The sequence below is a fragment of the Vibrio sp. PSi01 genome, assembly GCF_054960695.1.
Window position 1 is genome coordinate 189,949 of record NZ_JBHNYN010000007.1, and the last position, 19,113, is coordinate 209,061.

18 protein-coding genes are annotated in these 19,113 nt (G+C 44.3%); 12 read left to right on the forward strand and 6 right to left on the reverse strand.

Annotated features, from left to right (window positions below):
- The first annotated feature begins 101 nt into the window (after nt 1–101).
- The 6 genes from ACFI6G_RS12605 to ACFI6G_RS12630 all read left to right on the forward strand — a co-directional run bounded on the left by ACFI6G_RS12605 (nt 102) and on the right by ACFI6G_RS12630 (nt 6,426).
- The gene (locus ACFI6G_RS12605; RefSeq protein WP_462710291.1) at nt 102–1,394 is read left to right on the forward strand and encodes an extracellular solute-binding protein; all 1,293 of its coding nucleotides are present in this window, start codon (nt 102–104) and stop codon (nt 1,392–1,394) included.
- A gap of 261 nt (nt 1,395–1,655) precedes the next feature.
- A complete protein-coding gene (locus tag ACFI6G_RS12610) occupies nt 1,656–2,537 on the forward strand; it encodes an ABC transporter permease subunit (RefSeq protein WP_010428443.1) in 882 nt (293 codons plus the stop codon).
- An 86-nt stretch (nt 2,538–2,623) separates the two neighbouring features.
- Nucleotides 2,624–3,466 (forward strand): sn-glycerol-3-phosphate ABC transporter permease UgpE, encoded by an 843-nt coding sequence (gene ugpE / locus ACFI6G_RS12615; RefSeq protein WP_010428440.1) that lies wholly within the window; start codon nt 2,624–2,626, stop codon nt 3,464–3,466.
- Entirely contained in the window at nt 3,456–4,754 is a 1,299-nt protein-coding gene (ugpC, locus tag ACFI6G_RS12620) for a sn-glycerol-3-phosphate ABC transporter ATP-binding protein UgpC (protein ID WP_016789384.1), read from the forward strand. The genes ugpE and ugpC overlap by 11 nt, the downstream gene beginning before the upstream one ends.
- A 56-nt stretch (nt 4,755–4,810) precedes the next feature.
- The gene (locus ACFI6G_RS12625; protein ID WP_016769091.1) at nt 4,811–5,530 is read left to right on the forward strand and encodes a glycerophosphodiester phosphodiesterase family protein; all 720 of its coding nucleotides are present in this window, start codon (nt 4,811–4,813) and stop codon (nt 5,528–5,530) included.
- A gap of 158 nt (nt 5,531–5,688) precedes the next feature.
- Nucleotides 5,689–6,426 (forward strand): sulfite exporter TauE/SafE family protein, encoded by a 738-nt coding sequence (locus tag ACFI6G_RS12630; RefSeq protein WP_010428431.1) that lies wholly within the window; start codon nt 5,689–5,691, stop codon nt 6,424–6,426.
- Between the two features lie 65 nt (nt 6,427–6,491).
- Here the strand turns inward: ACFI6G_RS12630 and ACFI6G_RS12635 are convergent, their stop codons facing one another.
- On the reverse strand, nt 6,492–7,271 hold the full coding sequence (locus tag ACFI6G_RS12635; RefSeq protein ID WP_010428428.1) for a L,D-transpeptidase family protein: 780 nt from the start codon (nt 7,269–7,271) through the stop codon (nt 6,492–6,494).
- A 2-nt stretch (nt 7,272–7,273) separates the two neighbouring features.
- On the reverse strand, nt 7,274–7,756 hold the full coding sequence (locus ACFI6G_RS12640) for a GNAT family N-acetyltransferase (protein ID WP_010428424.1): 483 nt from the start codon (nt 7,754–7,756) through the stop codon (nt 7,274–7,276).
- 209 nt (nt 7,757–7,965) lie between these two features.
- Between ACFI6G_RS12640 and ACFI6G_RS12645 the strand changes: the two genes are divergently transcribed.
- From ACFI6G_RS12645 to grxB, 3 genes are all read left to right on the forward strand, one after another.
- Nucleotides 7,966–8,946 carry a Gfo/Idh/MocA family protein gene (locus ACFI6G_RS12645; RefSeq protein ID WP_016769089.1) on the forward strand — a complete coding sequence of 327 codons (981 nt, stop codon included), beginning with the start codon at nt 7,966–7,968 and terminating at the stop codon, nt 8,944–8,946.
- Between the two features lie 164 nt (nt 8,947–9,110).
- Entirely contained in the window at nt 9,111–9,269 is a 159-nt protein-coding gene (locus tag ACFI6G_RS12650) for a hypothetical protein (protein ID WP_010428418.1), read from the forward strand.
- A gap of 282 nt (nt 9,270–9,551) precedes the next feature.
- Nucleotides 9,552–10,184, forward strand: coding sequence for a glutaredoxin 2 (gene grxB / locus ACFI6G_RS12655; RefSeq protein ID WP_010428415.1), 633 nt, complete (start codon nt 9,552–9,554; stop codon nt 10,182–10,184).
- Nucleotides 10,185–10,249: 65 nt separating this feature from the next.
- Here grxB and ppsR read toward each other — a convergent pair whose 3' ends face one another.
- Nucleotides 10,250–11,083: a posphoenolpyruvate synthetase regulatory kinase/phosphorylase PpsR gene (gene ppsR / locus ACFI6G_RS12660; protein ID WP_010428412.1), complete on the reverse strand. Its 834-nt coding sequence runs from the start codon at nt 11,081–11,083 to the stop codon at nt 10,250–10,252.
- Nucleotides 11,084–11,261: 178 nt separating this feature from the next.
- Between ppsR and ppsA the strand changes: the two genes are divergently transcribed.
- On the forward strand, nt 11,262–13,634 hold the full coding sequence (gene ppsA / locus ACFI6G_RS12665; protein ID WP_016769087.1) for a phosphoenolpyruvate synthase: 2,373 nt from the start codon (nt 11,262–11,264) through the stop codon (nt 13,632–13,634).
- 82 nt (nt 13,635–13,716) lie between these two features.
- On the opposite strand, the gene ACFI6G_RS12670 is transcribed toward ppsA, so the two are convergent.
- Together ACFI6G_RS12670 and ACFI6G_RS12675 are read right to left on the reverse strand one after the other, a co-directional pair.
- Nucleotides 13,717–14,502, reverse strand: a complete 786-nt coding sequence (locus ACFI6G_RS12670; protein ID WP_010428407.1) for a hypothetical protein — start codon at nt 14,500–14,502, stop codon at nt 13,717–13,719.
- Between the two features lie 66 nt (nt 14,503–14,568).
- Nucleotides 14,569–15,939 carry a serine hydrolase domain-containing protein gene (locus ACFI6G_RS12675; RefSeq protein ID WP_016789382.1) on the reverse strand — a complete coding sequence of 457 codons (1,371 nt, stop codon included), beginning with the start codon at nt 15,937–15,939 and terminating at the stop codon, nt 14,569–14,571.
- Nucleotides 15,940–16,031: 92 nt separating this feature from the next.
- Here ACFI6G_RS12675 and ACFI6G_RS12680 point away from each other — a divergent pair, with 92 nt between their 5' ends.
- The gene (locus ACFI6G_RS12680) at nt 16,032–17,006 is read left to right on the forward strand and encodes a helix-turn-helix domain-containing protein (RefSeq protein ID WP_010428403.1); all 975 of its coding nucleotides are present in this window, start codon (nt 16,032–16,034) and stop codon (nt 17,004–17,006) included.
- A gap of 262 nt (nt 17,007–17,268) precedes the next feature.
- Nucleotides 17,269–18,603, forward strand: a complete 1,335-nt coding sequence (locus ACFI6G_RS12685; protein ID WP_016789377.1) for an MATE family efflux transporter — start codon at nt 17,269–17,271, stop codon at nt 18,601–18,603.
- Nucleotides 18,604–18,711: 108 nt separating this feature from the next.
- Here the strand turns inward: ACFI6G_RS12685 and ACFI6G_RS12690 are convergent, their stop codons facing one another.
- Nucleotides 18,712–18,945, reverse strand: a complete 234-nt coding sequence (locus ACFI6G_RS12690; protein WP_010428389.1) for an LbetaH domain-containing protein — start codon at nt 18,943–18,945, stop codon at nt 18,712–18,714.
- Nucleotides 18,946–19,113 lie beyond the last annotated feature (168 nt).

Here is a 19,113-nt window from a genome sequence, read left to right on the forward strand (position 1 = left end):
AAATATGGCCTGTTCAAGATAGCTTCAAACGACACCCCTACCGTCTCGTTAATACTCTAATTCAATACCTCTACATCGATTTCATCCAAAAGGAAAAGAAGATGAATAAGCTAATTTTGGCAGGCGTTCTTTCCGCAACAGCGGCAATGCCAGCGTTCGCAACGACTCAAGTCACTTGGTGGCACGCAATGGGCGGCCAACTTGGAGAAACCGTCAATAAGATTGCGACTGACTTTAATGCGTCACAAGATGATTACAAGATCACGCCAATCTATAAAGGTTCATACACAGAGACCTTAACAGCGGGTATCGCGGCATATCGAGCAGGCGAAGCTCCTAACATTCTACAAGTATTCGATGCCGGTGCTGCAACCATCATGAACGCTAAAGGTGTCGCCAAACCCGTACAAGATATTCTGGTTGAGTCTGGCTACAACTTTGACTCGAACGATTATCTTGCGGGCGTTCGTAACTTCTATGCAGACAACCAAGGCAAGATGGTTGGTATGCCTTTCAACAGTTCGACACCAGTTCTCTACTACAACAAAGATCTTCTCGCGGAAGTAGGTGCCGACGCGCCTAAGACTTATGAAGAGTTAGAAGTTGTCGCTAAGAAACTGAAAGCGGAAGGACACATTGCGTTTTCTCAATCTCTAACGCCTTGGATCATGTTCGAGAATTTTAAGTCTCGTCATAACCTACCGATCTCTGACCAAAACAACGGTTACGACGGTTTACCTACTAAGATCATGTTCAACACCAAAGACATGATGATGCACGTTAGCAAGATGAAAGAGTGGTCAGATCTAGGTTATTACAAGTATTACGGCAGCGATTGGGATGCAAACCAAACGCCTTTCGAGCGCCAAGAAGTGGCAATGTGGATGGGCTCTTCAGGTTCATTCGGTGGTTTACGTAACCGCGTACCTTTCGAGTTAGGCACAACTTACCTTCCATACTGGAAATCGGTTAACCCGGATGCTGGCTTAACCTTCATTGGTGGTGCCGCTCTGTTTGCACTCAATGGTCATGACCAACAACAAGACAAAGGTGTGGCTGCATTCTTTGACTACCTGACTAAGCCTGAAACACAGGTTTACTGGCACAAAACCACGGGCTATGTACCTGTAACAACCGCTGCATATGAACTAGCGAAAGAGTCTGGTTACTACAAAGAACAACCAGACGCAGAAGTGGGTGTTAAGCAGCTAAGCCTTAAATCGGGCGAATGGACTAAGGGCTACCGCTTAGGTTATTACCCGCAGATCCGTGAAGTGATGCACCGTGAGTTCGACAATATCTTCGCTGACCGCTCTAGCGTTGAGAACAGCCTAGACAAAGTCGAAGATGAAAGCAGCAAGCTACTAAAACGCTTCGCTCGCACGATGAATTAGGTCGGCTCGTTAGCTAAAGCTGCTTTATTAACTCAGAAGTTTCTGTTTAGAAGCTTAACTAACCAAAGCAGTAAATTACTCCTCACGTCTTGTCAGCACCCTCGAATAAATAGAGTCATGACGAGGCGCGAGGAGATTATTCATTAGCGCCATTTCTTGCTCCAACAACGATAACTCAACTGGATGCATTCCTTGATATCGCGCTAGTGATAACTGTCACTAGCTAGTGGTCAACTTTTAATAACTTTTTGGGATTACCCTGTGGAACGACGTCAACAATTCTTTCACTCTCCGCTGCCTTACCTATTTTTAGCACCTCAGATACTCATCATTGCGGTTTTCTTTATCTACCCAGCGGCAAAGGCAGTTTATCTCTCCTTTATGCTGGAAGATCCTTGGGGCACCTCTTCTCTATTCGTTTGGTTCGAAAACTATCAAATGCTATTCGAATCGAGCGAGTATCTCAGCTCAATTGGCTTTACCCTGATGTTCGCGATTGTGGTTTCTTTCCTATCGCTTGCCTTGGCTTTGCTGCTCGCCGCAAAAGCCGACAATATCATTCACGGACAAGGGGCTTACAAGGTCACTCTCACTTGGGTGTACGCCGTTGCTCCTGCGATCGCAGGCGTAATCGGTGCTTTCTTGTTTAACCCACACATTGGCGTGTTTACCGAGTTATTTGCAGTTATTGGTTGGGACTTTAGCTTTCAGACCGATCCTATAGATGCCACGTTTGCTCTGATTTTAGTGTCGGTTTGGAAACAGGTTTCGGTGAATTTCATCTACTTTCTGGCGGGACTTCAATCGATCTCTTACGCGGTAAAAGAAGCAGCGATGCTGGATTGTACCAGTGACTCGAAACGTTTCTGGACCATCACTTTCCCACTACTGGCCCCTACTGGCTTCTTTCTGTTGGTCATCAACCTCACCTACTCCTTCTTTGAAACCTTTGGCGTGATCGACACCATGACCAATGGCGGTCCTGGTGGCGGTACAACTTCGTTAGTTTACAAGGTGTATCGAGACGGCTTTGTTGGTGCCGATTTGGGCGGTAGTTCAGCGCAATCTGTAGTGCTTTTAGTACTGGTACTCACTCTGACTTTTATCCAGTTCCGCGTTGTAGAAAAGCGTGTTCACTATTAACCCTTCAATCGCGCTACTTATCGGCAATAGAGAGCAACCACCAGTGAAAGCCAAGCGTGCAATGAATTACGCGACAGGAGTTATTTATGAAAAGTAATAAGGTCTCTGACCACCTAATTTTAATTGCTGGGATGCTGTTTATGTTGGTCCCTATCTGGCTAATCTTCGCCAGTTCGACGCATAACCCAAACACCATTGTCAGCGATGGCCTGCAATGGCTCCCAGGCGATAACTTTACCGCCATTTATAGCGAAGCTTGGAACAAGAGTATGGGCTTTAGTGGCGAAGTCACCGCCAGTAAAATGATCGCCAACTCGATGATCATGGGGCTCGGTTTTGCGATCGGTAAGATCTTAATTTCGATGATGGCCGCGTTTGCTTTGGTCTACTTTAGACTCCCTTACGCCACGGCGTGGTTTTGGCTGATCTTCGTGACGCTGTTACTGCCATTAGAGGTTCGTATTATCCCTTCCTATGAAGTTGTTGCAGGGCTCGGGCTTCTTAATAGCTACACAGGTTTAATTCTGCCTTTGATCGCGTCAGCCACCGCGACGTTCTTTTTTAGGCAGTTCTTCAAAACCATCCCCGACGAATTGCTAGAAGCCGCACAATTAGATAACGCAGGTCCATTTAGGTTTTTGATCGACATCTTACTGCCACTGTCTAAAACCATGATCGCCGCAATCTTCATCATCATGTTTGTGGTGGGTTGGAACCAATATCTGTGGCCAATCATGATGACCACCGACGAAGGCTACAACACCATCGTGATGGGTATCAAACAAGTACTCAACAACATCAATGAAACCAGTTTACCACGCTACGACTATGTTTTCGCCATGGTCATTTTAGCCATGTTACCGCCCGTTTTAGTGGTGGTTGTATTTCAGCGTTGGTTTGTAAAAGGGCTAGTAGAAAGTGAAAAATAATAACGACACAACTCAAATGAAAGATAACCATATTCAATCGCTAGATGAGTACAAAGCTTCTCAACAAACTATCCACAAAAATACAGAGGACTCGCAAATGACGACTCGTCATCAAATACTTGGTCACCACCAAACAAACAACGGACAGACGCGTAATACACCAATCATGTTGAGTATCAAGAACTTGGTCAAGACTTACGAAAATGGTCACCGTGCCGTTAAAGGAGTATCTCTTGATATCGAAAAAGGTGAATTTCTCGTGTTAGTTGGCCCTTCAGGCTGTGGTAAATCTTCTATTTTGCGCTCCATTGCTGGGTTAGAAAGCATCTCTGGCGGTGAGATTCACTTAGCCGGTCGTCGAGTCGATACCGAGAAGCCAGCAAAGCGCGATATCGCAATGGTTTTTCAGAATTATGCGCTCTACCCACACATGACAGTGTATAAAAATCTGGCTTATGGGTTAAAAAACCGAGGTGTCAGCCAACACACAATTGAAGAGAAAATTGAGAAAGTCGCCAAGACACTCAAAATCGAAGAATATCTCAATCATAAACCCGCTAAATTGTCAGGCGGTCAACGTCAACGTGTTGCCATGGGACGAGCGATCGTACGCGACCCTCAACTGTTCTTGTTTGATGAACCTTTATCTAACCTAGATGCCTCACTGCGTGCTCACATGAGGTTAGAAATCAAAAAGCTGCAACGCGAGCTTGGCGTGACCAGTGTTTACGTCACTCATGATCAAGTTGAAGCCATGACACTAGCTGACAGAATTGTGGTACTCAACAACGGTCAAATAGAGCAAGTCGGTACACCAAGAGAGGTCTACCACCAGCCAGCCAGTACCTTTGTGGCAAGCTTCATTGGCAGCCCTGCGATGAATTTCTTACCAGCAACACTCGACGACGGCTACCTTGAAATTGGCGACCAGCAAATGTACTTGCCCGAATACGCCCACGTAAAAAACACATCCATCACACTTGGTATTCGGCCAGAACACTCTGAGGTTTGTGCCGATTTAGTCATGAACGCGCTGCCGCTTGAATTACGCATCAGCGTGGTTGAGCCTTTAGGGCCAAATCAATTGGTTCATGGCCTTGTGAACGAACAACCCTTTATCGCTGTGACACCCGAAACGGCGCTGTGCCAAGCCGTCCCTCTCGGACTAAGCATCGATAAATCCAACCTGCATATTTTTGACAATCATGGCAAACGCATTCACCCAAATAACTTCACATCACAGGAGTCACACGAAGATACGACAAGCTTAACGACGGCTCTAGCTTAATCGAGTACACTGATAATTAATGCGTTTTTACGGTGCGTCTTTAAGAAGGATTAATTATGTCGTCTATCATCGTAGGTCATCGAGGTGTAGCAGGTACTCACCCAGAAAATACCAAAGCAAGCATTGAACAAGCCGCAAAACTCGGTTTGAAATGGGTGGAAGTTGATATTCAACCTACACAGGATGATCAACTTGTGGTTTGTCACGATCACACACTAGAACGTTGTAGTGATGGTAAAGGGCGTGTCGATGAGCACACGCTCGCAGAGCTGCGCCAACTTGATTTCGGAAACTGGAAATCTGAAGAGTTCTCTGGAGAAAAAATACTGACGCTCTCAGAGCTACTTGGCCTAGTTGAACAACACGGTCTTAGCGTTAACCTAGAGATCAAGGTCGATAGCAGACATCAAGCCCCGCATGTGGTTGATCTGTTACACTCAGAATTGATCCGTTCAAATCTGGATACAGATAGGATTTTATTATCTAGCTTCAGTCATCAAGTGATCGTTGAAATCGCTCACCATTTACCGAGATACCGCGTTGGCGTGATTACCGAACAACTGACTCAAGCCGATCTGATGCTCATTGATAAGGTCAAAGCGTTCAGCTGCCATATGAATTATGAACACGTGAATCAGAGCGATCTTGATACGCTTAACGAAGCAAAAATTCAAACATGGTGCTATACCGTGAATGACCCCTCTCGCTTCAAATTCCTTTCAAAAGTGGACGCGGTATTCACTGATTTTCCAGATAAATTCAGCGCTATAAATTGACCTAGTAAATACCAGAAAATAACCTTTAACGTCTTTGAAATTAACCCCGAGAAACCTGCAAATTAAGTAGTAAACACAAGTGAGTAGGAGTACATTCCGCTACTCACTTGGTTTCATTAGCTCGCTTTTCTTAAGCAGCTTCATTGGTTACTTCATTTATGGATCTCATTTTTAGTCCAACTTTCCCAATTTTGGGTGCAATCTTCATTTTCGCTGCCATAGTTCGTGGCTTCTCAGGTTTCGGTTTCACCCTAGTGGCATTGCCATTAAGTGCGTTATTCGTGCCTGTTATCGAACTCGTTCCCGTTTTCATGCTGATCGACCTGTTAGGCAATATCCAATTATTACCGAAGGTTAAACATCACGTAAATTGGCGCTGGGTTTCGAAGGTGTTTATTCCTTGCTTAGCCTTCACCCCTGTCGGCTTAATCCTGCTCAAATCCGTGAACCAAGATGCGATAATCTTGATCATAAGTGCATTTATCTTCGCTTCTGCACTTATGATCTACAAAGGGTTCCAGTATCAAAGTGAGCCTAGATTTGCTCCTTATCTTCTGGGAAGCCTTGCTGGCGTAATGAATGGTGCAGCATCAATGTCAGGGCCTCCTGTTGGCACACATGCATTAGCTAGCCCAGTAGAGCCTCACATTGCAAGAGCGGGTTTAATCGCTTTCTTTGTTTTGGCCGATTCGAGTGCATTTGTTTCTGCTTCGATAGCAGGCTTAGTAAACCGAGATGTGATCTGGCATACCGCAGTTCTTTTACCAAGCAGTATGTTGGGTGGCTATGTGGGTTCTAAGTTGTTTGAGAGATTTGGCGGAGAGAAATTCAAGCCCGTCACGATTGCACTGCTCATTGTAATTGCTATCTTCAGTGCAGGTCGAGTCTTACTGTAACTGGCTCTAGCGCTGATTTCGGCAATTGTTTTTGAGAGTTGTTCAGGGAAATGGGTGCCGATATCCTACCATTCAATATGGATAGGGGTACCCATTCCAACTAATTCGATAAACTGATCCATATCTTGATTGGTCAATGCAATACAGCCATCAGTCCAATCGAAGCTTTGGATAAAACTAGGTGAACGCCATTCACCATTTTTAATACCGTGGACTTTGATATTGCCACCTGGGTCGACCTTGTTTTTTTTGGCCCATTGCTTATCGGAAGAACGCGGGTAATTAATGTGCACCGAACGATAGAAATCAGAGTCTTCCATGATGTAATCCAGTTGATACTGACCTTCTGGCGTGCGGTTATCCCCTTCAAAACGTTTATGCCCTTTTGGTTCCTTGCCCAACGCTATTCGAAACTCCTGAATGACCTCATTCCCTTTCAGCAGATACATTCGACGTTTAGATTTATCAACCTTCACCAAAGTCACAACTTGTAACAACGGATCGATTGAAGAATCGGTATTTTGTTTTGTGTAAATTCGGCGGGATGTCCCTTGAGATAGTTGGGCGAACTGCTCGCTATTAGTATTTTGAATAACGCCATTTTTATGCGAGTCTTGGTTAAGGATAGGCTTTGGAGGCACTGATACTGATGACGTTGGAGTGCGACTAGATTGAGAAGGTGCGGACTCAAACACAATAGTTTCAATAGCTGTTGCATCTGAAACGATTTTTTCTACGACTAACTTGTTACCATAGACGGGGACATCCACGATTGGAGATGTTTCAGCATAAACAATCTGCATCGACACAACTAAATAAGCGAATAAAGGAGCAAACAGACGCACGCTTAAATCTCCTCAAATCGCATAGACATGGTTCGTGATTGCGTCTCCATACCCAAGGATTCATAAAAACTCTGAGCTTGTTGGTTGAATTCCATCACTTCCAAACGGAGTTCAATGGCTCCTCTCGCTTGAGCCCACTGATTAAATGACTTCATTAATGACTTACCAACACCTTGGCTCTGAACTTCATCGTTAACTACAATCGTATTCACTCTCGCGATCTTGTGAGGTTGGATAAAACTCACCCCGCGATTCTGCGTAACTTTCCCAGCCAAAAATCCGATAACTTGACCACCCTTAACAGCGACTAAGAAAGCACCAATGGGATCGAGCATCAGCCCCAACCAGTACTCTTCACTATCTGAAAAAGATTGAGACGCGGGAGCAAACACCATTGGAGCGCCATGATGATGTTGGCGATTTATCTGGTCAGAAAGCTCTAAGATCGAGCGAATATCAGTTACCTTGGCTGTCCGAACTTGCATATCATTACCTTATTTAAATTCCATAATACTTTAGCAAAAATGCCTTCGTTATGCACCGTTGTAACTGAATCCCAACGTGTCCCATGATTCCGTATTTTTGATATAAGGCAACATTTGGGAACTAATTGTTCCTCAATTCTCAGACACATTCGATGACGTGGAATGCTACTATCTCTGCAGAATCAATACACTAACGACTGGATACCTATATGATTAAGTTTGCTGTAATTGGAACCAATTGGATCACTCAGAAGTTTGTTCAAGCTGCCCACGAAACTCAATCGATGAAACTTGCTGCAGTTTATTCAAGAAACATAGAGAGCGCCTCTCAATTCGCTCAAGAGTTCAATGTTAATACAACCTACGACTCGCTTGATGCTTTGGCGAGTGATAGCACTATCGAAGCGGTCTACATTGCTTCACCAAATTCATTGCACTGCACACAATCCATCTTAATGATGAAACATGGCAAGCATGTCATATGTGAAAAGCCTGTCGCATCCAATATCGATGAAGCAACTCAAATGTTTGAAGTCGCAGAGCAAAACGGTGTGGTGCTTTTTGAAGCATATAAATCTCAATTTCTGCCAAACTTTAAACAAGTGCAACTCGGATTAGAAAAAATCGGCAAGGTACATAAGGCACACATCAATTACTGCCAATATTCATCGCGTTATCAGAAATATCTAAACGGAGGTAATCCTAATACCTTCAATCCAGCCTTCTCTAACGGCTCTTTGGTCGATATCGGCTTTTACTGCGTAGCCGCAACAGTTGCTCTGTTTGGCAAGCCAGAAAGTGCACATGCTTCAGCAAAACTGCTTGATTCTGGCGTTGATGCGCATGGCTGTGCGGTCTTCCAATACCCAGAGTTTGACGTAACCCTTGCGCACTCCAAAGTCAGTGACTCTTACGCACCAAGTGAGATCCAAGGTGAGTGCGGCGCGATCATCATCGATCACATCGCCGAATGTACCGATGTTAAGATCCGATACCGAGATGGCCGCATTGAAAATCTCACTCAAACACAGAGCGAGAACTCAATGAGTTACGAAGCGCAAGCTTTTGCAAACTGTATCGGTGGGGATAAAACAACACAAGCTGAAGCGGAAAAACGCGCTTTAACAGTTGCTAAGTTAATTACAGAGATGCGTCAGCAAGTTGGTGTCGTTTATCCTGCGGACAAATAAACTCGCTTAGTCAGTTAACAATATGACTTTTAAGATATCTTAATTTATACATAATCAAATTTAATCTTTACGACAAATAACCGGATTAGTCGATTAACGTACCATCTGTTTAAATCCGCGTTCGATATCTATCGTATTAATTTAATTTATTGAAGGTGTGTAAAGTGTTTTCAGTTGATGATCGTGTTGTTGCAACAAAAGGTGTTGAGCTTGGTGAGATGGTAGTTACAGGCCTAAGTGCTGGTGGTTACTACGTTCACGTTAAAACTGTAGAAAGCGCACTGCCGCTTACTTACCCAATGCAAGATCTTAAAAAAGCATAGTTTGATTGCTGTGTTCCTTTAGTAGTCACTCTTCTAAAGATAACAATATTGAGGCTTTGGTTGACTTCACTCTTCTGCATTAGAGTGGACAATCAGAGCCTTTTTTATGCCTGCAATTCCCTCAATCTACTGATTATCTTATACATAGAGTAGAAGCCTCAGGCTAAACTTGGGCCATACAGTTAGACGGTAGCCATTTAAACCAAACACTTATTGTCCGCCTAGACTTCTGTTACATTAGCGTCATCTGATACTTGTATTGACTATGAACTAAGGGAAGCTATGAAGCTTTACATTTACGACCACTGCCCTTTCTGTGCAAGAGTTGCCTACATCGCTCAATCTCTAGAATTGAACATCGAGCTTGTCTCTGTGGATTATGACGATGCTCAAACCCTTATCGATTTGATCGGTAAAAAAATGGTACCGGTCTTACAAAAAGATGACGGTTCTATCATGGCGGAGAGCTTAGATATCATCGCTTACTTTATGAATTTGAAATCAAGCGATGAACAGCGAGAACCTTCAGAGCAGGTGATTCTGTTTCAAAGCCGCGCATTCCCGTTGAGTCAGCGTATTGGTTTGCCACGTTGGTGGAAACTGGACCTTGCCGAATACCAATCACCAGCAAGCAAAGAAGCATGGCGTGCAGCCAAAGAAACCGAAGAACTCAACTTCGATAAGCTGATTGAGCAAACACCACAGTTTGTTGATCAGATTAACCCGTTATTAAAAGATACTGAGCTTCTACTGAACCTAGAAAATGGTCAGTCGTCTCTGCCGCTTATTGACCAAGCTGTGTATTTTTCTATGTTGCGCGGTTTCTGCGTTGAGCCAAGCATCACGTGGCCACCAGCACTTGAGCGTTGGTTAGAACACCAGAGCCAAACACTTAAGCTTTCGCTGCTTCGTTAACTCGTTAAAAACAAAAAGAGAAGATCACCGATGAACTTCTCTTTTTAAACACCCTATACCCCTAATTAGAGCAAGCGTCTCCTCAACCCTGTACGCTCCAAGATCCGTGTAGAAATTTCTTCAACTGATAGCGAAGAAGTGTTGATATAAGGTATCGCTTCTCGGCGGAACATCGCCTCTACAGTCTGTAACTCATACAAACATTGCGAATCACTGGCATACTCACTGCCTGCCAATCGGTTCTCACGGATTTCAGTCAATCGTTCTGCATCTATGGTCAAACCAAACAGCTTATGTCGGTAAATCTCAAACTCTGGCAAAAGCTTCAAACGCGCTAAATCGTCATGGATAAATGGGTAGTTCGCAACGCGCAAACCAAATTGCATTGCCATGTATAAGCTTGTCGGTGTCTTACCGCTTCGAGAAACACCCAGTAAGATGATGTCCGCCTCTTCCAGGCCTTTTAAAGTAATGCCGTCATCATGCGCGAGCGTATATTCAATTGCTGCAATACGGTCGAAATACTTAACCGAATCCTTATTTACACTGCGTGAGCGCTGTAATTTAGGAACCGGTGCCATTTGAATATCATCCTGAACCTTTTGAACAATACTTTCCAATACGTCATAACAGTGAGCTTGCGCTGTAAGTAATTTCGCTTTGATATCTGGGATCACAATAGAAAAGAACACTAACGGCTCTAACCCGGTATCACGATACGAAATATCAATCTCTTTTAATAAATCAGAAAGTTTGTCCTCACTTTCCACAAACGGAAAGGTTTTTTCATTGGCTTTGAATGGGAATTGACCTAGAACAACATGCCCTAAAGTCTCACATGTTATGGCCGTTCCATCAGAAACATAGAATACATCACGACTTTGAATATCAATTTGCATTTTTTATTTAATGTTTAAAATTATTTTGAGTAGGATGGTAACCATAATATAGATAATAAAACCCTGCTGACTATTACGTCCCCCACAGCTTTAGAAAATAATTTACATTTTTTTAAACTGATACGTAATCGTTTGCCTTTAAATCCCTACAATGCTTGCTATGTTTCTGGAGAAATAAATGCAAAATAATACCCTATGGTTCAATGGCCTATCCATGGAAGATGTCGACAAAGTCGGCGGTAAGAACGCCTCACTGGGCGAGATGGTTTCTAACCTATCCAATGCTGGTGTTTCTGTACCTAATGGTTTTGCTACCACTTCGTATGCGTTTAACGACTTTCTTGACTACAAAGGTCTTGATGAGCGCATTCACCAACTACTTGATGAACTTGATGTTGAAGACGTTGACGCACTGCGTAAGACAGGTGCAACGATTCGACAATGGGTTCTAGACGCCCCCTTCCCTGAATCACTAGAGCAAGACATCCGCGATAACTACCGCGAGCTGATCGAAGACAACGAAGAATTGTCTGTTGCGGTTCGTTCATCTGCAACCGCAGAAGACCTTCCAGATGCTTCTTTCGCCGGCCAACAAGAAACCTTCCTTAACGTGAAAGGTATCGACGCGGTACTCGAAGCAACCAAGCACGTTTATGCTTCACTGTTTAACGACCGTGCCATCTCTTACCGTGTACACCAAGGCTTTGATCACCGTGGAATTTCATTGTCTGCAGGTATCCAGCGTATGGTTCGCTCAGACAAAGCCTCTTCAGGTGTAATGTTTACGCTTGATACTGAGTCTGGCTTCGACCAAGTGGTGTTCATTACCTCTTCTTGGGGTCTAGGTGAAATGGTTGTACAAGGCGCGGTGAACCCAGATGAGTTCTACGTTCATAAGCCAATGTTAGAAGCGGGTCACTATCCAATCGTTAAAAAGACATTTGGTTCTAAGTTGATCAAGATGATCTACTCAACCAACCAAGAGATCGGCAAGCAAGTTGATATCATCGACACCGATACACAAGAGCGTAACGAGTTCTCACTGAACGATGAAGAGATCAAAGAACTAGCGAAACAAGCGATGATCATCGAGAAGCACTACCAACGTCCGATGGACATTGAGTGGGCAAAAGATGGCATCGACGGTAAGCTTTACATCGTCCAAGCTCGTCCTGAAACCGTATGTTCTCAAAGTGACCAAAACGTTATCGAGCGTTACGAACTAAACAACAAGGCGGATGTCTTGGTTGAAGGCCGTGCTATCGGTCAACGCATCGGTTCAGGCCCTGTTCGCTTAGTTGATTCTCTAGACCAAATGTCATTGGTTCAAGAAGGCGACGTACTGGTAACAGACATGACAGACCCAGACTGGGAACCTGTGATGAAGAAAGCGTCCGCGATTGTGACTAACCGTGGTGGCCGTACTTGTCACGCAGCAATCATAGCTCGTGAGCTAGGTATTCCTGCAATTGTTGGTTGTGGTACAGCGACAAGCAGCCTGAATGACGGCGACACAGTAACAGTGTCATGTTCAGAAGGCGAAACCGGCTACGTTTACAACGGCGAACTCGACTTTGAAATCAAACGTTCTGAAGTTGATGAGCTGCCAATGCTGCCAACCAAAGTCATGATGAACGTGGGTAACCCAGATCGCGCATTCGACTTTGCACAGATTCCAAACGAAGGTGTTGGCCTTGCTCGTTTAGAGTTCATCATCAACAAGATGATCGGCATTCACCCGAAAGCTCTATTGAACTTCGATGCTCAAACTGACGAGCTAAAAGCAGAAATCAGTGAGCGTATTCGCGGCTACAAAGATCCAATCGATTTCTACGTAAGCAAGCTGACAGAAGGCATCGCGACTATCGCATCTGCATTCTGGCCTAAGCGTGTAATCGTACGTATGTCTGACTTTAAGTCGAACGAGTACAGCAACCTAGTCGGTGGTAAAACGTTTGAACCACATGAAGAGAACCCAATGCTGGGCTTCCGTGGCGCATCTCGTTATATCTCACCAGTATTCGAAGACTGTTTCGAGCTAGAGACTCAAGCGATCAAGCGTGTTCGCAACGAAATGGGTCTGAAAAACGTTGAAATCATGATTCCATTCGTTCGTACTCCAAGCGAAGCAGCATCGGTTATCGACATTCTGGCTAAGTTCGACCTTCGCCGTGGCGACCAAGGTCTGAAAGTCATCATGATGTGTGAACTACCATCGAATGCAATTTTGGCTGAAGAGTTCTTGAAATACTTCGATGGCTTCTCTATCGGTTCAAACGACATGACACAGCTGACGCTTGGTCTTGACCGTGACTCTGGCGATGTTGCACACCTATTCGATGAGCGTAACCCTGCTGTAAAAGCGATGCTGAAAATGGCTATCGACGCGGCAACCAAAGCGGGTAAATACGTGGGCATTTGTGGTCAAGGCCCATCTGACCATGATGACCTAGCGGAGTGGTTAATGGAACAAGGCATCAGCTCTGTATCCCTAAACCCAGACACGGTTATCGATACATGGTTGAAGCTTGGTAACGTAGCAAATAAATAACGCTTCGTGCGAGACCTAAACGACAAAAGCCAGTCACGATGACTGGCTTTTCTAGGTTCTTTGCATGTTAGCAAACTAGGGGTTAGAAGTAGTATCTCACACCAATCCAAGCCTCGGTTTGCCAATCATTCGGCATTGACACACCTTTCACATCAACATCTGCTTTGGTAATGTCATAACGCGTATTCAACCACCAAGTTCTTGCACTGTTCATCGGTACATTTAATGATGTTTTGAAAGAGAAGTTCTGCATATCGATGTCATCGCCAGAAAGATCCTGCCACTCTGGTACTAAAGACACATAGGCGCCAAAGTCACCGAGATGCTTCGCGGTAATCAAACCAAGAGAGTATCCCGTTAAATCATCTTTAGATGAAGTAACACCAGGGATCTCCATGCTACCTGTCATCAACCCTGCTCTTGGAAATACAAGAAATCCACCGGTATAAGCAGGATTAATCGCAACAACCCCGCCAACCGACAACAAATCGTTTTTGATGTTAGTACGCGTATTAATGTAATCTAATGACAGACCCACTTTAGGTGTCGCCTTAGTACCCGTCTCAAATACATGGAAATACTGGACTCTAGAGTTACTGTACTCAGTGCCAAACTTGTCTGGATCGCGAAGCGCTGTGTTACTTTCATCGACAAACGTCGCTTCAGCAAGTAGGGCAAACTGTTGACCGTTTTCTAAACCGCCAGAAACTTGTCCCTGAAATTGGATATCTGAGCTACCGTTCAACATCAATGCAGCTTGAGTATAAACTTTGGTGACATCAGCCGGGTCGATAACACGTTCGGACTCTGCATGTGCAGGCAGCGCTAAACCTAAACTCAAAGGGATCAATAGAGCAAACTTTTTCATTATATATCTCGAAAGTCGTTTGCTTCCTCCTTGAAGCCTGGAACATCCTGTTGGATTATAAGTAGATTATTTGCCGGCAAGTAGTTTCGCTGCAGAGCGCATCAGTGCCGGGCCTTTATTCTCACCAAAACCTGAGTGGTATGGGTTGGTTGAAAACATCACGCCTACAAAATCACGCTCTGGGTCGATATAGATAAACTGGCCAAGGTTGCCACTTTTCGACATCGCACCGTCATTGAAGATATAATCGAATTGATAAGAGTTGTAGTCGGCCTTTTCGTTAAAAGCATGCACTGAACTACTATCTTTGCTGGTGCCTTCGAAGGTTTTCGGATCGCCACCATTATGAATGCGGTCAATCACCGCTTGTGAGATCACAGGCTCATCAGCAACGGCTTTCCAGCTCGGTGTAAATAACGTTCCCCAACGTGCCATATCTTCTAAGGTCGTCGAAACCAAACCTACCGCGATACCCATTCCATCAGGTGTTAGGTTGATCTGCATAGGCTGACGAGCATGTACCTTAGACCAAACACGGTCTTCAAATACCTCAGTCCAAGTCTTGTTTTCAATGTTTTCGACTAGTTTGGTCAAAACCATGGTATTGATTGAGGCATAGCGGAAATGATCACCTGCTTTCTCACCCTCTAGTTTTTGTGCTCCTTTCGCAACATTCATCCACGTTTCCATCTCACCGGTTTTAGCTCTTGGTGAATTAAACGATGCAGCAAAGAAACGCACTACGTCAGAATCAGGGTTAAGTATCGATTCAAGCGTTTCTTCGTTGTCTAGCGCAGTCGACATATTGAGAATCTGATGAACAGTGATGCCTTCCCAATTAGTTGCTTTGAGTTCGGGAACAAAGTGAGTAATGTCTTGTTCAGGATCGACTTTTCCCTCTTCAACCAACATTGCGACTACTGCGCCTACTGTCGTTTTCGCTGTTGACGCCCAAACGTGGGTGTCTGTTGGGCTCATGCCAGGGTAAGCCTGATAAACAATTTCACCCTTGTGAATTAACATGAAGCCTTGAGTTCTGAACTGCTCATCCGCTAGGTATTGCTCCATCGTCAGTTCACCTTTGGTTTCGGTGTTTACGGTTAATTTAGCAAGGCGTGAATCGATGTTTTTAACCAATGGCTTATATTCAGCATTAGGAGCGGCAAGAGCAGTCGGCATAAATTCACTCATGTGCATGTTGTAATAAACACTATGATCACCACCCATTTGCCAATGGAAATTATTGAAATTTTCGCGAGCTGAATCAACGAAACTAGGAGTAAAAGATTGGTGAGCATCTTTTACAGGTAGAGTAACCTGCGCGCCTTCAATCTTAAGCGCAGCTTCTACTGGGTTTTCTGCAAATACAGTCGATGACACAGCAAGCGATGAAATCGTGAGTGATGAAAGAATTAGGGCAATAGGTGTAAGTTTCATGTTCTTCTCCTCTTTGGGTTAGAAGAAGTATATGAAGTTGCGCTACACTTAATTAGGTCATTTGGTGACATTTATAGGTAATACTAACAATAATGAAAGCATCATCGAACATAACTAACATACTATTGAGCTCTACCAGTAATATTGCCCCGTACATTGCATATTGTGACAAGAGATCGCTTGACTGGCGCAGTGTCGCTATCGAGTGCGGTTTACCAATTGAGCTAACACAGTCTAACCAATGGCTCCCTACCCAAGATTTAATTCTTTTTATTCATCGACTTGAACGTAAGTTTGGTTATTCGATTGGTATTGAAGTTGGGCGAAAAACCTCTCTCGAACAACTTTCACCACAGCTACACCATGAGATAGAGAAATGCATATCGTTAGAACAAGCCATTCGTTGTTTGATCGCTGAAATGCCTAGTTTGAACAACCACGTCACGATATGGACCGAGAAAAAAGATGGCTTGTGGTGGTTATGTCATCGCAGTTGCTATCATCCATCAACCTCTGGATTTGAACAATCCGAATGGTTTAGATCTCTTACAGTGATTACCCTATGCCGTAAGTTTATAGACGACCAGTGGCAACCATCACGCGCTAAACTTGTCTCTACCAACAACGGTGCGCGTCAGTTACCTAAACACTTTTTTAATTCTGATATTCAGTTTGAGCAACAATATGGTGCGATTGCGATCCCACTGCCCGACGACTATCGCGCTATCTCAGAACAAAATAGTACCCAAGATTGGGATCAAGCAGTAAAGACACTGATAAACACTTACTCGACTTTACCTTGGTTCAATATTGAGTGGTTTGCGACCATGCTCGGCATGACAAAACGAACACTACAGAGAAATCTAAAGAGTAAAGGCATTCTTTTTAAAGAAGCCAAAGAACAAGTTCGTGAAACCAAGGCAAAACGGCTACTCGAAGAGACCGACCTTTCAGTTCAAGAGATCAGTTGGCAAGTTGGTTACAGTGATTTGAGCAACTTTAACCGTGCTTTCAAAGGTTGGGTTGGTATCACAGCACCAAGTTATCGGCACAAAGCGAAACATTAGAAATAGTCGACTTAAAAACCTTTAGACCCAATCCGCCAATATAAAACTCAGAAACAAGATACGACACCGTAAATTTCAATAAGCGAACGCATAAAGTTGCATCGCACAATGCTCACATACCGATGAAGCTGTGCAAAGGTAATATCGATAGATCTAATAACAATTATTGGTATCGAGCTGACCTTACGTTATCCTTTACGCAATTCTTCATTGAGAGGTTTGTCACCACAACAAGCCTAACTTCAAGACCGATAAGAGTGTTATGAATTCTACTACCGCAACTCCCTTGCCTTCTCTTGGCCGACAACTCTATACAATGACATGGCCAATGCTATTTGGGGTACTTTCCCTGATGAGCTTCCAACTTGTAGACAGTGCTTTCATTGGCCAACTGGGCGTGCTACCGCTCGCTGTTCAAGGTTTTACACTTCCGATACAGATGATCATCATTGGTATACAGGTCGGGCTAGGAATCGCAACGACCGCGGTAATTGCAAGAGCCATTGGCGCGAATGAAACGCGCTACGCTAAGCAGCTTGGTGGATTAGTGATTGCGATGGGCAGCGTGAGTGTCGCGCTTTTCTCTGTCATCATCTATCTGCTTCGTGGGCCAATTTTACAATTGTTGGATGCGCCACCGACGGTATTACCGATCATTGATTCTTATTGGATCTATTGGCTAGCCAGCTCTTGGACAGGAGCCCTACTCTACTTCTTTTACAGTGTTTGTCGTGCCAACGGTAATACCATGCTGCCCGGTTCAATGATGATCGCGACCAGTATCATCAACTTGATATTGGATCCGATTTTCATCTTTACTTTCGACATGGGCATCAATGGAGCAGCCATTGCGACCATTTTAGCGTTCGGTGCGGGCATCTTTATCGTTGCTCCTAAGGTAACTAAGAAACATTGGATGACATTTGACTGGCACGATCTCAACATTGGTAAGAGTGTTCGCTCCATTGGCAACATCATGGGACCAGCGATGATCAGTCAGCTGCTGCCACCCGTTTCATCAATGTTTGCCACTAAGCTACTTGCTAGCTATGGCACCGCTGCCGTTGCTGCTTGGGCGTTGGGTTCACGTTTTGAATTCTTCTCGATTGTCGCCGTGCTTGCACTAACGATGTCGATGCCACCAATGATTGGACGCATGTTAGGAGAGAACAACCTGATAAACATACGTAAGCTCGTTAAGATTGCAGTCATGTTCGTATTGGGTTTCCAGCTGGTGATAGCATTAGTGACTTGGTTATTTTCGAGCGGACTGGCCAACCTAATGACCAGTGAAAGCGAAGTATCAACGATTTTGAACTATCACCTACTGATCGTGCCTATTAGCTTAGGGCCATTGGGAATCTGTATGCTGATGGTTTCTGTGTCTAACGCTCTAGGCAAGTCTTACACCGCCTTGACGATTTCAGCGCTGCGCCTGTTCGCCTTCTTCTTGCCTTGCTTGTGGGTTGGTTCGCAGCTTGCTGGTATTGAAGGCCTGTTCTGGGGTGCCATGGTGGGTAATGTGCTTGCCGGTACATGTGCTTGGTTTATGTACCAACGCGCACTTGGGCAAGTCGAGGCTAAGCTTTCTAATTAATCAGTTAGCGAACTAAACGGCTTGCCAGCTAAACCGCTATAAAGTTATTAAACGAAAAAGCAGCCACCTAGGCTGCTTTTTTAGTTTCAGACTTAAAATATATTGGGGTTAGACTTGCTCAAAGTAAGCCAAAAACTCACCGCAATCTTTTTGGAATGGTGGCAATATTTCTGCTAGTGTTTCATCATCCCAATGCCACCATTCAAAGCTTTCTAATCGCTCGGCATAGCTAGGAGCATCAAACCGAGGACGTAGTTGCCAAACGCAATCGAGTATGGCGGTACGCCTTAAGCAGCGGTTGCCAACGAAAACAATCAAGCAGTTCAGGCCCTGCATCAACATAAATGAGTTAATCATTCCATTGTGTCAAAGTACTTCGCCAGCCTAAAACTGCAGTACTTCAGTTTCATTCGGGACCATTTTAAAAGGAAGTTATTTTAAATACCCGAATTCCCTATGCTAATACATGCATTGAAAGATAAACACTTGTTTTCATATGATTTTCAGACA

Coding starts and splice junctions, on each gene's coding strand:
- ACFI6G_RS12605 (WP_462710291.1), top strand. CDS start 102: ATGAATAAGCTAATTTTGGCAGGCGTTCTTTCCGCAACAGCGGCAATG.
- ugpE (WP_010428440.1), top strand. CDS start 2,624: ATGAAAAGTAATAAGGTCTCTGACCACCTAATTTTAATTGCTGGGATG.
- ACFI6G_RS12625 (WP_016769091.1), top strand. CDS start 4,811: ATGTCGTCTATCATCGTAGGTCATCGAGGTGTAGCAGGTACTCACCCA.
- ACFI6G_RS12630 (WP_010428431.1), top strand. CDS start 5,689: ATGGATCTCATTTTTAGTCCAACTTTCCCAATTTTGGGTGCAATCTTC.
- ACFI6G_RS12640 (WP_010428424.1), bottom strand. CDS start 7,756: ATGCAAGTTCGGACAGCCAAGGTAACTGATATTCGCTCGATCTTAGAG.
- ACFI6G_RS12645 (WP_016769089.1), top strand. CDS start 7,966: ATGATTAAGTTTGCTGTAATTGGAACCAATTGGATCACTCAGAAGTTT.
- grxB (WP_010428415.1), top strand. CDS start 9,552: ATGAAGCTTTACATTTACGACCACTGCCCTTTCTGTGCAAGAGTTGCC.
- ppsR (WP_010428412.1), bottom strand. CDS start 11,083: ATGCAAATTGATATTCAAAGTCGTGATGTATTCTATGTTTCTGATGGA.
- ppsA (WP_016769087.1), top strand. CDS start 11,262: ATGCAAAATAATACCCTATGGTTCAATGGCCTATCCATGGAAGATGTC.
- ACFI6G_RS12670 (WP_010428407.1), bottom strand. CDS start 14,502: ATGAAAAAGTTTGCTCTATTGATCCCTTTGAGTTTAGGTTTAGCGCTG.
- ACFI6G_RS12675 (WP_016789382.1), bottom strand. CDS start 15,939: ATGAAACTTACACCTATTGCCCTAATTCTTTCATCACTCACGATTTCA.
- ACFI6G_RS12680 (WP_010428403.1), top strand. CDS start 16,032: ATGAAAGCATCATCGAACATAACTAACATACTATTGAGCTCTACCAGT.
- ACFI6G_RS12685 (WP_016789377.1), top strand. CDS start 17,269: ATGAATTCTACTACCGCAACTCCCTTGCCTTCTCTTGGCCGACAACTC.
- ACFI6G_RS12690 (WP_010428389.1), bottom strand. CDS start 18,945: ATGTTGATGCAGGGCCTGAACTGCTTGATTGTTTTCGTTGGCAACCGC.